The organism is Rhodococcus qingshengii JCM 15477, assembly GCF_023221595.1.
GTDB classification, from domain to species: domain Bacteria; phylum Actinomycetota; class Actinomycetes; order Mycobacteriales; family Mycobacteriaceae; genus Rhodococcus_F; species Rhodococcus_F qingshengii.
This window is the reverse complement of record NZ_CP096563.1, coordinates 4,103,459-4,116,358: the sequence shown is the minus strand read 5'-3', so window position 1 is coordinate 4,116,358 and position 12,900 is coordinate 4,103,459. Positions and strand designations below refer to the sequence as shown.

General features: G+C 62.6%; 12 protein-coding genes and 3 tRNA genes. 6 read left to right on the top strand and 9 right to left on the bottom strand.

The window, feature by feature from the left end:
• Position 1 precedes the first annotated feature (1 nt).
• Positions 2-400, top strand: a complete 399-nt coding sequence (gene acpS / locus M0639_RS18720) for a holo-ACP synthase AcpS (protein WP_003945362.1) — start codon at positions 2-4, stop codon at positions 398-400.
• Positions 401-458: 58 nt separating this feature from the next.
• Here acpS and M0639_RS18715 read toward each other — a convergent pair whose 3' ends face one another.
• On the bottom strand, positions 459-1,160 hold the full coding sequence (locus tag M0639_RS18715) for a TetR family transcriptional regulator (protein ID WP_003945379.1): 702 nt from the start codon (positions 1,158-1,160) through the stop codon (positions 459-461).
• 290 nt (positions 1,161-1,450) lie between these two features.
• Here M0639_RS18715 and M0639_RS18710 point away from each other — a divergent pair, with 290 nt between their 5' ends.
• Positions 1,451-2,800 carry a dipeptidase gene (locus M0639_RS18710; protein ID WP_064075834.1) on the top strand — a complete coding sequence of 450 codons (1,350 nt, stop codon included), beginning with the start codon at positions 1,451-1,453 and terminating at the stop codon, positions 2,798-2,800.
• Here the strand turns inward: M0639_RS18710 and bcp are convergent.
• Entirely contained in the window at positions 2,797-3,270 is a 474-nt protein-coding gene (bcp, locus tag M0639_RS18705) for a thioredoxin-dependent thiol peroxidase (protein ID WP_007733290.1), read from the bottom strand. The two genes, M0639_RS18710 and bcp, sit on opposite strands and share 4 nt — an antisense overlap.
• Positions 3,271-3,415: 145 nt before the next feature.
• Between bcp and M0639_RS18700 the strand changes: the two genes are divergently transcribed.
• Complete coding sequence (locus M0639_RS18700) at positions 3,416-3,637, top strand: DUF3618 domain-containing protein (RefSeq protein ID WP_007733292.1); 222 nt, start codon at positions 3,416-3,418, stop codon at positions 3,635-3,637.
• Positions 3,638-3,703: 66 nt separating this feature from the next.
• Here M0639_RS18700 and M0639_RS18695 read toward each other — a convergent pair.
• The 3 genes from M0639_RS18695 to M0639_RS18685 form a co-directional block, all read right to left on the bottom strand.
• Positions 3,704-3,776 (bottom strand) — tRNA-Lys (locus tag M0639_RS18695).
• 93 nt (positions 3,777-3,869) lie between these two features.
• Entirely contained in the window at positions 3,870-5,300 is a 1,431-nt protein-coding gene (locus M0639_RS18690) for an amidase (RefSeq protein WP_064075835.1), read from the bottom strand.
• A 111-nt stretch (positions 5,301-5,411) separates the two neighbouring features.
• Positions 5,412-5,484, bottom strand: a tRNA-Lys gene (locus M0639_RS18685).
• Between the two features lie 368 nt (positions 5,485-5,852).
• Between M0639_RS18685 and M0639_RS18680 the strand changes: the two genes are divergently transcribed.
• A complete protein-coding gene (locus M0639_RS18680) occupies positions 5,853-7,022 on the top strand; it encodes a L,D-transpeptidase (protein WP_125052658.1) in 1,170 nt (389 codons plus the stop codon).
• Between the two features lie 133 nt (positions 7,023-7,155).
• Here the strand turns inward: M0639_RS18680 and M0639_RS18675 are convergent, their stop codons facing one another.
• Positions 7,156-8,118: an oxidoreductase gene (locus M0639_RS18675; protein ID WP_064075836.1), complete on the bottom strand. Its 963-nt coding sequence runs from the start codon at positions 8,116-8,118 to the stop codon at positions 7,156-7,158.
• A 55-nt stretch (positions 8,119-8,173) separates the two neighbouring features.
• Here M0639_RS18675 and M0639_RS18670 point away from each other — a divergent pair, with 55 nt between their 5' ends.
• A complete protein-coding gene (locus tag M0639_RS18670) occupies positions 8,174-8,584 on the top strand; it encodes a MerR family transcriptional regulator (RefSeq protein ID WP_064074826.1) in 411 nt (136 codons plus the stop codon).
• A 237-nt stretch (positions 8,585-8,821) separates the two neighbouring features.
• On the opposite strand, the gene M0639_RS18665 is transcribed toward M0639_RS18670, so the two are convergent.
• Both M0639_RS18665 and orn read right to left on the bottom strand, forming a co-directional pair.
• Positions 8,822-8,894: transfer RNA gene (locus M0639_RS18665), tRNA-His, on the bottom strand.
• 84 nt (positions 8,895-8,978) lie between these two features.
• On the bottom strand, positions 8,979-9,578 hold the full coding sequence (gene orn / locus M0639_RS18660; RefSeq protein ID WP_024487359.1) for an oligoribonuclease: 600 nt from the start codon (positions 9,576-9,578) through the stop codon (positions 8,979-8,981).
• Positions 9,579-9,698: 120 nt separating this feature from the next.
• On the opposite strand from orn, the gene M0639_RS18655 reads away from it, so the two are divergent.
• Positions 9,699-11,438, top strand: a complete 1,740-nt coding sequence (locus M0639_RS18655; RefSeq protein ID WP_064074825.1) for a helicase HerA-like domain-containing protein — start codon at positions 9,699-9,701, stop codon at positions 11,436-11,438.
• 19 nt (positions 11,439-11,457) lie between these two features.
• Here M0639_RS18655 and lysA read toward each other — a convergent pair whose 3' ends face one another.
• Positions 11,458-12,801: a diaminopimelate decarboxylase gene (gene lysA, locus M0639_RS18650; RefSeq protein ID WP_047270266.1), complete on the bottom strand. Its 1,344-nt coding sequence runs from the start codon at positions 12,799-12,801 to the stop codon at positions 11,458-11,460.
• Positions 12,802-12,900 lie beyond the last annotated feature (99 nt).

Genomic DNA, 12,900 nt, shown 5'->3' with positions numbered 1-12,900 from the left:
TATGGGAGTTCTGGGTATCGGTTTCGACCTCGTGACGGTGTCGGAGTTCGCCGAGCAATTGAACAGGCCGGGAACGGCAATGCTCGACAACTTCACACCGGGCGAGCGTCGAGACGCCGCTACCCGGAGCTCCGAACCGGCACGACATTTCGCCGCCCGGTGGGCTGCGAAGGAAGCAGTGATCAAGGCATGGTCAACTGCTCTCTTCGCCGGCCCACCGGTGCTGGGGGAAATGATCCACAATCAGATCGAGGTCGTCTCGGACGCCTGGGGGCGCCCCGGCATCCGGCTTCGCGGTGACGTGGCCAAACACCTGACCGGAGTGAAGATTCATATTTCGCTCACGCACGACGGGGACATGGCGGGCGCTTTCGCGGTCATCGAATCCGACCCGGAGTAGCACTGCCGGACACGAAAGAGCCGGTCTCCCAAGGGGAGACCGGCTCTTTGTCGTTCGACTAGTCCTTCGTGCGGGATTCCTTCTCGGCGACGAGGAGATACGCGATCATCAACCTTTTCAGTTCGGCGACGGCGTCGGCATGCGACTGACCGTCCTGAACCGAGAAATTGAGCATCGAATACACCACGTGGACAAGAACTTCCGCCATCATCAGGCGACGATCTCGCCGCGTACGAGGCGTCAACGGGCCGAGCATTTTCGCAACGGTCTCGGCGAACTGCTTTTCGTGAATGACTCCGGTTGCCCGCGTGGACGGCGTCGACTGCATCGCCAGCCAGACCTCGCGGCGCGACGGATCAGACGTCCACAGCCCGGCCATGTGATCGACGAAACTGTTCAGGAACCGCAACCAGTCGAGCGAGGGTACTTCGCCGCCGAACTGAGCAAGCTCGTGCTGGACCCCGACGAGGTCCTGGCGGTTCAATTCGCACACGATGACGTACTTGTTCGCGAAGAACTGGTAAAGCGTCCCAATCGGGACGTCAGCACGTGCCGCGACTTCTTCACAGGTGAACGATTCGAAACCGACATCGGTGAGGAGTTCCCGTGACGCAGCCAGGAGTGCGTCGAATTTACGCTGGCTGCGCTCTTGCGTCGGACGCTTGCGCGGCAGCAGTTCCTGCGGTTCTTCGAGGCTCTGGGGATTCTCCAGTGCTGGGTCGACTCGTCGCCGCGCGCGGTGACGAGTCGTGGGCTGCACGTCTTCCAGGCTATCGGTGTTTTCTGTCGAATTTGGGACTTGTGCATTATCCGGTGTCATCGGCCACCTACTTCGGCGGTCGTGATCGGTCGAAACGCACCGCGCAGGTGCGCGCACACGAGTCCCGATGCTGTTGCCACACCTCGATACTAGGTGACCAACTGTCCAGTAGCCGAAGAGGTTGCTGCGCGGTGTGGCGCAACGGCGATCCTGGCGCCTGCCTACGTCCGATTCGGGCAGACTGAGATTCTTCGGGCACACCGAGATTCGATGCCGAGGAGAGGGAGACGATGACGGAAGAACTGCGAACCGCGGTACGTGAACTCATGCCGCGTGCCCGTGAGGATCTGAGTGCACTTGTGGCGATGAAGTCCGTCGCCGATGCGCGGCAGTACCCGCCGGAAGAATGCGCGGCCGCTGCGCATTGGGTCCTGGAGGCATTCCGGGCTCAGGGTTTCGCCGATATCGAGGCGATCGAGACCTCCGACGGTTCGGCCGCGGTTGTCGGGCGTCGACCAGGCCCGGGCGGTGCTCCGACCGTTCTGCTGTACTGCCACTACGACGTTCAGCCGCCCGGAAACGAAGAGCTCTGGGGCTCCCCGCCTTTCACGCTCACCGAGCGCGACGGACGGTGGTACGGACGGGGCGCTTCCGACTGCAAGGGCAACGTCGTCATGCATCTGACAGCTCTGCGAGCGCTCGCCGCAGCCGGTGTGGATCCGAGCGTCCACCTGACGCTCGTCGCCGAAGGATCCGAGGAGATGGGCACTGGCGGTCTCGAGGATCTGGTGCGAGAGCGGCCCGAACTTTTTGCAGCCGACATGATCCTGATCGCCGATACCGGCAACACCGAAGTCGGGGAGCCGACGATCACGACGTCATTGCGCGGGATCGCGAACGTTGTGGTCCACGTGTCGACGCTCGAGGGTGAGATTCACTCCGGTGTCTTCGGTGGACCGGCGCCCGATGCGATCACCGCGCTGGTGCACATACTCTCGACGCTGCACGACAGCGCCGGAAACACCACTGTCGAAGGCTTGACCAACGACCAGGAATGGGCGGGTGTCAGTTATGACGGCGATCAGTTCCGCTCCGACGCCGGGGTGCTCGAAGGGGTGCAGCTGACTGGTTCCGGTTCGGTCGCCGAGCAGGTGTGGGCTCGTCCGGCGCTGACCATCCTGGGTATCGACTGCCCGCCGGTCGTGGGTTCGGCGGCGGCGATCACGCCCCGCGCGTCGGCACGCCTGAATCTTCGTGTCCCGCCTGGCACGGATCCGGCGCAGGCACAGAAGTTGTTGACGGACCACCTCCGCGCGGCGGCGCCGTGGGGCGTCCACATCGAGGTCGTTCCGGAATCGACGGGATCGCCGTTCTCGTCCTCGACGGAGGGTGCAGGTTTCGCGCAGCTGAAGTCCGCGCTCACCGATGCCTACGGCCGCGAAGTCGGATTTGCCGGCCAAGGGGGATCGATACCGCTGTGCAGTGCACTGGCCGAGCAGTTCCCCGACGCGGAGATCGCGTTGATCGGCGTCGAGGAACCGCAATGCCGCATTCATGCGCCCGACGAAAGCGTCGACCCGTCGGAGATCGAGAATCTCGCTTTCGCGGAGGCTCTGTTCTTGAGCCGGTACGGGCGTTAGACCGACAGATCGCGTCGTAGCTTGGCGACGTGGCCGGTGGCCCGGACGTTGTACTGGGCCACCTCGATCTTGCCTTCCTCGTCGACGAGGAACGTCGAGCGGATGACGCCCTGGACGGTCTTGCCGTACATCTTCTTCTCACCGAACGCGCCCCAGGCTTCGAGCGTCGCCTTCTCGGGATCGGAGAGCAGCGGGAAGGTCAACTCTTCGGTATCGCGGAACTTCGCGAGTTTTGCGGGCTTGTCCGGCGAGATTCCGATGACTTCGAGGCCGGCGCCGTTCAGCTCGGCGAGGCTGTCACGGAAGTCGCAGGCCTGCTTGGTGCACCCCGGGGTGCTGGCCGCCGGGTAGAAGTACACGATGACCTTGCGGCCGCGGTAATCGTGAAGGGAAACCTCGTTGCCATCGGCGTCTGGGAGCGTGAAATCCGGCGCGACGTCGCCGGCGGACAATCTACTGTTCTCGGTCACGGGAATCGAGGTTAGTCGAGAAATTGCGCGGCAGGTGGGCGCGAGGGCATTCTGCTCCTCTACGGTAGAGCGAAGTGTCGGCGCGCTGCGTCCGCACAGCAGACCCGCACACAGAGCAGCAGAACACAGACAAGTTGGAGGACACGTGCCCAGGGACACCGAGAGCATCGAACGCGAGATCGAGAAGGCGCGTAACCAGCTCGCGAGCACACTCGACGAACTGACGGTCCGCACCAACCCGAAGCGGCTGGTCGAGAACACCAAGAAGACGGTGCTCGCCAAGCTCAACGAGCCGGCAGTGAAGTACGCGCTGATCGCAGTCGGTTCAGTGGTGGGAATACTCGTGGTCCGGAAGATCATTCGCTGACCCGAGTTGTCGAAGACAAAACATGAAGAAGGCCCCCACCTGGTGAGGTGGGGGCCTTCTTGCAAGTGCGCCCACAGGGACTCGAACCCCGGACCCAGTGATTAAGAGTCACTTGCTCTACCAACTGAGCTATAGGCGCTCGCTCTTGCGAGACAGAACATTAGCCGACAGGCTCAGGAGTTTGCAAAACGCGTGTTCATCGTGGTGACGATGGTTACATCGCTTCCGGAATTCACGAGTGTGGAGGGTGCGAATCCGGCCAGCGGACGGTGCTTTCCAACTGCTGTGCGACGGCGAGAATGGTCGGTTCACCACCGCTGCGCCCGACCAGTTGGACGCTCAGGGGGAGTCCGCGTTCGGAGAACCCGGCGGGCACAGCGGCCGCCGGGTTGCCGCAGACATTCCAGATCGAACAGTACGCGGCGATCGGCAACGCCTTGCGGACTGCTGACAGAAGGCCGGTTCCTTCGAGTTGTCCGATCGGGCGTGGCAGCGCGGGCGTGGTCGGCATCAGGACCAGGTCGAAGGTGTCGAAGACCTGGTTGACCGTCGCTGCGATTCGCTCACCTTTGCGGTAAGCGAATTTCCCGACGCGCGCGGGAGCGGCTATCCGGCCGATCGACGCGAGTGCTCGTGTGCGCTTCTCGAGTAACGCTGGATGATCGACGCGCAGTGCTTCGTCGCGGACGCCGCCGAGCACCTGGGGGAGAAATGCTGCAGTTGCGTCCGGGTACTCGGGATCGTGCTCTTCGACGTGATGTCCCAACGCGCTCAACATCTCTGCGATCGAATGCACCGCGGCAACGACCTCCGGGGACGGGCGGACGCCCCGGACCGGACTCCGGGTCGACACTGCAATGCGAAGCGGCCCGGGCGCCGACGCGGCTGACTCGGCAAAGCTGGTGCGGAGCGTTTCGGCTGTGTAGTCGTCGATCCCGGTGGTACCGGTTATCACGTCGTACACGAGCGCGCTGTCCTCGACGGAACGAGTGAGAGGGCCTAGCGTGCCGAGTCCGCGCCAGAGGTTTCGGTTCGGCGCGGTGCTCACCCGACCGCGCTGCGGTTTGAGTCCGAACAACCCGCAGAACGCCGAAGGCAGTCGGATGGAACCGCCGCCGTCGCCGCCGATTGCCGCTGCGACCATTCCCGACGCGACGGCCGACGCAGATCCTCCGCTCGATCCGCCGGTGGATATGCCGGTGTCCCAAGGGTTTCTGGTGTAGCCGTTTGCAGCAGTCTCCGTGAAGGGCCAGATGCCGAACTCGGGCATCGTCGTCTTGCCGACGATCACCGCGCCGGCCTCGCGCAACCGCCGGACGACCTCTGAATCGGCCGATGCGATGCGCGTTGCTGCCGCACCGCCGTACGTCGTGGGCGTTCCGGCGACGTCGTTCTCGTCTTTGATCGCGATCGGGACTCCGTGCAGTGGGCCCAGGCTGTGGCCGTCGGCCTGGCGCTGATCGAGACGTGTCGCTTCGTCGAGCGCTTCGTCTGCGAGAACTCGCACAAAAGCATTGAGCGTCGAATCGAGGCGTTCGATACGGCGAAGTGTGTTCTCGGTGAGCTCGCGGGCCGATAATTCTCCGGACCGGATCAGAGCGGCCTGACCCGCAACCCCGGCAAATGCCAGCTCGCTGCCCGGCGTGGTTTCGCGCTCGGTCATCAATCCTCCAGGCCGTGGTTCCGATAACTGTGAAGTCTATTCACCACAACCTGTCCACCACGACACAAAGAAAAATCCCCACCTTCCGAAGAAGGTGGGGACCTTTGCAAGTGCGCCCACAGGGACTCGAACCCCGGACCCAGTGATTAAGAGTCACTTGCTCTACCAACTGAGCTATAGGCGCTCGCTCTTGCGAGACAGAACATTAGCCGAATCGCCGGTTCGGGAGCAAATCGCCAGGTGGAGGCGTCACCGCTGTAGTCCGATCGGAGGAAATCCGCTGAAAGCGGTAACAAAACGGACGGTTCGGAGCGATTGATACTTGAACGTTACTGACGGCGTGGCCTTTCATGACCGTTGGTAACGAGCGCGCCTGGCATCATTGGTGCAGCGCAGTCATACCGCAAGTCCCACTTGCCTTCCGGTAAGTGGGATTCGCATGTGACGCGGAAGTTAGTCGGAGAAATTGTGAAGCGGAGTCGAACGATGAGTCGTCAAAGGTGGGGTCTGTCCGTGCGCGGGGGGAACGGTCGAGCGTCGAAGGGCGCGGCGATGATCGCGGCGTCTCTCGGTGCTCTCGTTCTGATGACCGCGTGCACGTCGGGCGGCAAGGACGTCAGTACCGAAGGGTCGGCGCCGATCGATTCCAATCCGCTCACCGAACTCATCAAGCCGAAGCTCACCTCGACCGCTGCCGACGGCGCTGTCGGCTTCTCGCCGGGCGACCCGGTCAAGATCAACGTCGCTGACGGCGCTCTGTCCGACGTGACGATGGTCAATCAGGACGGCAAGGCAGTTGCCGGCGCGATTGCTGCCGACGGTGCGTCGTGGACCACCACCGAGCCACTCGGCTACAACCGCAAGTACAAAATCGAGGCCCGCGCATTCGGATTGGGTGGCGCCAGTACGACGGTCACGTCCTTCACCACCAGCGCGCCCGGCAACGTCACCAAGCCGTATGTCTTGCCCAACGAGGGTGACGTGGTCGGCATCGGTCAGCCCATCGCGGTGCAGTTCGACGAGAACATCCCCGATCGCAAGGCTGCCGAAGCTGCGATCACCGTCACCACGACTCCGGCCGTCGAAGGTGCGTTCTACTGGGTCAACAATCGTGAGGTCCGTTGGCGTCCGGAGAACTACTGGGCACCGGGCACCAAGGTCGACGTGAGCGTCAACGTGTACGGGCGCAATCTCGGCAAGGGAGTCTTCGGGCAGGAAGACGCGAAGAGTTCCTTCACCATCGGTGATGCCGTCATCGCCACGGCGGACGACAACACCAAGCAGGTCACTTTCCAGGTCAACGGTGAGACTGTCATGACCATGCCCACCTCCATGGGCAAGGACAGCACTCCTACCGACAACGGCGTCTACATCATCGGTGACCGCTTCGCGAACATGATCATGGACTCGTCCACGTACGGCGTCCCGGTCACCTCGGCGCAGGGTTACAAGACCCCCGTCGACTGGGCGACCCGAATGTCCTACAGCGGCATCTTCTTCCACTCGGCGCCGTGGTCGGTCGGGCAGCAGGGCTACTCCAACACCAGTCACGGCTGCCTCAACCTGAGCCCGTCCAACGCCAAGTGGGTCTACGACAACACCAAGCGTGGGGACATCGTCGTCGTCAAGAACACCGTCGGCGGCACTCTCTCCGGCACCGACGGCCTCGGTGACTGGAACATCCCCTGGAGCGTCTGGAAGACCGGCAACGCGGACGTCTGAGTGCGTCCCTGAAGCCTTGAACGGCAGAATGCCCCCGACCGTCCGGTTGGGGGCATTCTGCATCTGTACACCTTTTGTGAGCGAAAGTGCCTCTCGGTCTATCTGAGGCGACGGGAGGTACGTTCGCTCGGTGTCAGCGTCGACCGAACGCGTCCACTCCGGTCATCTCAGCGGACAGTGCCCACAATCTGCGTGCGTCGGCAGGATCGGTAGCCCAAGGCTTCACGCCGCCGACGCTCATGTCATCAGTCTGCGCGACGTCCGCGATGTTGCAGTCCTGGAGATACGCGCCGGCGTGATCGGCGAGTATCGGTGCCGTCGCTGCCCACACCGTTGTAGCGGCGCCCTGGGAGGGAGTCTTGAACCCCGGCACGGCGTCGCCATTCGACGTCGTCCATCCGAGATCGTGTTTCTCCGATGCCGAGAAGTGACGTTGAAGGGGAGTGAGGATGCTCCCGGGAAGAACGGAGAACGCACTGATACCGCGTGAAGCACCGGAGTTCGCCAGCTGTACAGCGAATAGAGCATTTGCAGTCTTGGCTTGACCGTACGCAAGCCAGCGGTCGTAACCGTTGCGGAAATGTATGTCATTCCAACGCACTCCCGACAGAAAATGTCCCGCCGACGAGACAGCGACTACGCGAGAACCGTTTGCGGGCATGGCTGGCACAAGCAGGTTCACCAGTACAAAGTGCCCGAGGTGATTGATCGCGAATTGTGATTCCCAGCCGGAGCCGACACGGAGTTCCGGGCAGGCCATGACCCCCGCATTGCAGATGATGATGTCCGGAGTGATCCGGGATTCGAGAATTTCTCGCGCACACGATCTGACACTGCTCGGGTCCGACAGGTCGCACGCTCGCACTTCGATACCCGGAAGGTCGGCCACCGCCCTCCGTGCCTGTTCTGGTCGGCGGGCAAGAACTACAACTCGCGCGCCGACCGAAGAAAGTGACTGCGAAATCTCATATCCGAGTCCGGAGTACCCGCCGGTGACCAAAGCCGTAGTGCCTGTTAAATCTTGTCCGGCAAGTACGTCGTCGGCAGTGGAGACTCGGGAGTATCCGGTGCTGATTTTGCGCTGGATGGAATTCATGACTGCGACCGTAAAATCTGGAGTGCACTCCAGGTCAAGGAAAGGTCGCCAGGTAATGCGCGAACTGTCAATCGGTGACGTCGCTGTCCAGACCGGAATCAGTATCGATTCCCTTCGATACTTCGAACGTGAGGAATTGCTCGTTCACGAGGTGGCGCGCTCGGCAGGTGGGCGTCGGGTGTACTCCGAAAGCGATGTCTCTTGGTTGAAGCTGTGCAATCGATTCCGAGACTCGGGTATGCCGATCGCAACGATCCGCGAATTCGCCGCACTCGTCAGGTCAGGGCCGGGAAACGAGAAAGAGCGGCTTTCACTTTTGCAGTCGCATGAGGAGTTGATTCGATCCAGGATCGCTGCGATGCAGGAAAACCTGAACGTCATCCACGACAAGGTTTCGGCGTACGAGCGACATGTTCGCGAGGGGACCGTCGCAGGTGTCTGGGAGCCGCAACCGTCGCCCGAGTGATCGACGGCTGGGGCTATTTGCGGCGAATTCCAGCTACCCCGATGTGAGCGAAAGTGGCTTTCGGTCTATCTGAAGCGACCAGAGGTACGTTCGCTCGGCTCGGGCACGGGTTGCTCGGGAGCGCGCGATTTGTCGCGGTCGCCACCCCACCCGGCTGTGGAAGGGGAGATTGGGGCTGGCGCACAAACCAAAAGAACCCCCGAAGATGTCTTTCGACATCTTCGGGGGTTCCGCTTGGGTGAGCGACGGGACTCGAACCCGCGACAGCCAGGATCACAACCTGGTGCTCTACCAACTGAACTACGCCCACCATTGCCTCGGCCACCGGTTTGACCCGGCTGCTTTGACGAAAGAGATACTAGCGCGAAAGTCGGTCAGGAAGCCAATCGGCAGGTCAGGCGGGACCCAAGCCCTCTACGACGGCTGCGATCTCCGCGCTCGACGGTCCGGGCGCCGCGACGAATGCAGTGCCGCGGTAGTACTTGAGTTCGCGGATGGATTCCTTGATGTCGGCGAGTGCCCGGTGGGCGAGACCTTTTTCGGGCTGGCCGAAGTAGATTCGCGGGTACCAGCGGCGGGAGAGTTCTTTGATGGAGCTGACGTCGATCATCCGGTAGTGCAGGTATGTGTCCAGTGCCGTCATGTCCCGTGAGATGAATCCGCGGTCGGTGGCGATTGAATTGCCTGCCAAGGGAGCCGTACCGGCGACGGGAACGTGCTTGCGGATGTACGCGAGCACCTCTTTCTCCGCCTCGGCGAGGGTGACCGTCGACTTACGAACCTCTTCGGTCAGTCCCGACTTTGCGTGCATCTTCTTCACGACGTCGGGCATTGCAGCCAACGCGTCGTCGTCGGCGTGGATGACGATGTCCACACCTTCGCCCAAGATGTTCAAGTCGCTGTCGGTCACCAGAGCCGCAATCTCGATGAGTTTGTCCGACTCGAGTCGCAGCCCGGTCATTTCACAATCGATCCATACCAATTTGTCCTGCACCAGGAACACAGTAGTGCGCGCGGGCGCGGGATAAGGTCTGCGGTGGAAACTCGACGTGTGTAAGACGGCGTTCGGGTGATGACAAGAACTTCGCCGCATTGCAACGAGGAGGGCTTTTCGATGACCGTGGATCCGAAGGACGGAGCAGCGCCGCTGACGCCGGCGGAGAAGGCGAAAGCTGCCAAGGCTGCCGCTGCCGAAGCCGCTCGGATTGCAGCTGAAGCCGCTGCAGCAGCTGAGGAAGCCGAGAAGGAAGCGGCTGCCGCTGAGGCCGAAGCATCGGCCGGAGCCACCCCCGCTGCTCAGGTGCCCTCGGGTGCTGCCGCTGAAATCGCGGCGGGCTATTCATCCGAGGGGCGGGCACTCGAGCTCGGCTCGGTGGTGATCGACGGTGTGGCAGATCCCACCGCACGGGTGCGGATTCCGTTGGCGACGATCAACCGTCACGGTCTGATCGCCGGTGCGACGGGTACCGGCAAGACCAAGACGTTGCAGGGCATCGCCGAGCAGCTGTCCGCCGCGGGTGTGCCGGTTGTGATGGCCGACGTCAAGGGCGATCTCTCGGGTCTGTCGAAGGCGGGGGATCCGAGCGAGAAGATGAAGTCTCGCGCAGTCGAGACGGGCGACGATTCGTGGACTCCCGCTGGGATGCCAGTCGAGTTCTTGTCGTTGGGAACGGACGGAATCGGTATCCCGGTGCGCGCGACCATCACCAGTTTCGGGCCGATCCTGCTCAGTAAAGTGTTGGGCCTCAACGAGACCCAGGAATCGACACTCGGGCTGATCTTCCACTGGGCCGACACTCAGGGCCTCGCCCTGCTGGACCTCAAGGATCTGCGTTCGGTCATCGCGCACCTGACGAGCGCTGAGGGCAAGGCCGATCTGAAGGGTATCGGCGGAGTTTCCTCGGCGACGGCGGGAGTGATTCTGCGCGCGTTGGTCAACCTCGAAGCAGATGGTGGTGACACCTTCTTCGGTGAACCGGAACTCGAAACCGAGGATCTGCTGCGTGTCGTCGGCGGTGCCGGTGTGATCACGCTGTTCGAACTCGGTGCCCAGGCGGCGCGCCCGGCAATGTTCTCCACCTTCCTGATGTGGGTGCTCGCGGACCTGTTCCAGACGCTGCCCGAAGAGGGAGATCTGGACAAGCCGAAGCTCGTGTTCATCTTCGACGAGGCGCACCTTCTGTTCGCGGACGCGTCGAAGGCCTTCCTGCAGCAGGTGGAACAGACGGTCAAGCTCATTCGTTCCAAGGGCGTCGGCGTGTTCTTCTGCACGCAACTTCCGACCGACATTCCGAATTCGGTGCTGTCACAGTTGGGTGCGCGGGTTCAGCACGCCCTGCGTGCCTTCACGCCCGACGATCAGAAAGCCCTCAACAAGACCGTCCGCACGTACCCGAAAACCGAGCACTACGACCTGGAAAAGGCACTGACTTCACTCGGCATCGGTGAAGCCATCGTGACCGTACTCTCGGAAAAGGGTGCGCCGACGCCGGTGGCCTGGACCAAGATTCGTCCGCCGAGGTCGCTGATGGACACCATCGGCAACGACGCGATCAAGGCGGCCGCGTTGTCGAGTCCCCTGAATCAGAAGTACGGCCAGACCATCGACCGCGAGTCGGCGTACGAGAAGCTGACGGCCAAGGTGGCCGGTGCTCCGACAGCGGATCAGTCCCTGGATCTTCCGTCGCTGCCCGATCTGCCGCCACCGTCGCCGGCCGAGCCGGAGGGCCCCAACATCGCCGAGCAGATCTTGGGCAACTCGGCTGTCAAGAGTTTCCTGCGCTCGGCGGCTTCGGCTGCGGGACGCGAGATTTCGCGAAACATCTTCGGCACCGGTAGTCGCCGCAGGCGCTGAGGCTCAGGCGCCCGCGAGGTCAGATGCCGACCTCGCGGGCCAGCAGGTCGTTGATCGATTCGCGCCTGATCAACGGCCGCGCAATCCCGCCCAGCACGGCGACGACCGGCGGCCGGCCGACGCTGTTGTAGGTGGAGGCCATGCTGTGGTGGTATGCACCCGTACACGGCACTGCCAACAGGTCACCTTCATGTAGGTCGGCGGGAAGCCTTGCTCCGACGGCAATTTCGTCGCCCGATTCGCAGTGTCGCCCGGCGACGGTGACTTCCTGGAGCGGTGCGCGCGAATGTCGGTTCACCAGTTCGACGTCGTAGTGGCTGTCGTACAACGACACCCGAGGGTTGTCGCTCATCCCGCCGTCGACGGAGACGAAGGTTCGTCCCCCGCTGATCGACTTGATGTTCTGTACGCGATAGAGCGTGACTCCGGCCCGCGCAGCGATCGCTCGGCCAGGCTCGAGCACGATTTCGGGGCGAGGGAAGCGGTTTCGGGTGCACGCGTCGTCGAGAGTTTCGTCGATGACGTGAGCGAGGCGGGTCAGATCCAATTGGGCATCTCCCGGCACGTAGGCGATCCCATGGCCACCGCCGAGATCGAGTTCGGTGAGGATGATTCGATGCGTGCGTCGTATGTCGTCCATCTGTGCGATCATCGTCTCGATCGCGGGGCGGAAGAGTTCGGGATCGGTGATCTGGGAGCCGAGATGGCAATGCAGGCCGATGAGCTGCAGGTGCGTCGCGTTGGCGACGACGGATACCGTATGTTCCAGTTCTTCGGAAAACGCTGGTAGGCCGAACTTTTGGTCCACGATGCCCGTGGACACTGCCTTGTGTCCGTGTATGTCGATGCCGGGTGTGACTCTGACCAACACCTTCTGTCGGTGGGTGCACACCGACGCGAGCCGTACCGCTTCGCTGGGGGAGTCGAGGACGATCCGGCCGACACCCGCGTTGACCGCCGCCCTCAGTTCGGAAACCGATTTGGCATTGCCGTGCAGGATGATTCGGTTGGGGTCCACGCCCGCGGCAAGCGCGACGGCGAGTTCACCGGCGGAACAGACATCCACCCCGAGTCCCTCGTCGGAGACCCAGGTAGCCATCGCTCGAATCATCAGTGCCTTGCCGGCGTACACGATCTCCGAGTCGGGGAAGATCTCTCGATACGTGCGGCAGCGGTGCCGCACGTCCGCCTCGTCGACGACGTACGTCGGTGTGCCGTACTGGTCCGCGATCTCTTCGAGGGAGACGTCGCCGATGCAGACACGCCCGCTGTGGTCGTGGCGAGTACTGATGGGCCACAACGCAGGATCCATACGCGGTGTCATTGCGCCGCGTAGGGAGGGGAAGATTTCGAGTAGCGTCACGTCGATCTCCTGAAGGTGACCCGCCGTGTTGCGGGCTACTTTCAGATCTACTCCCGAAGATCACCGGTGGGGCGGATCTTGACGCTTACTTGACGCGCC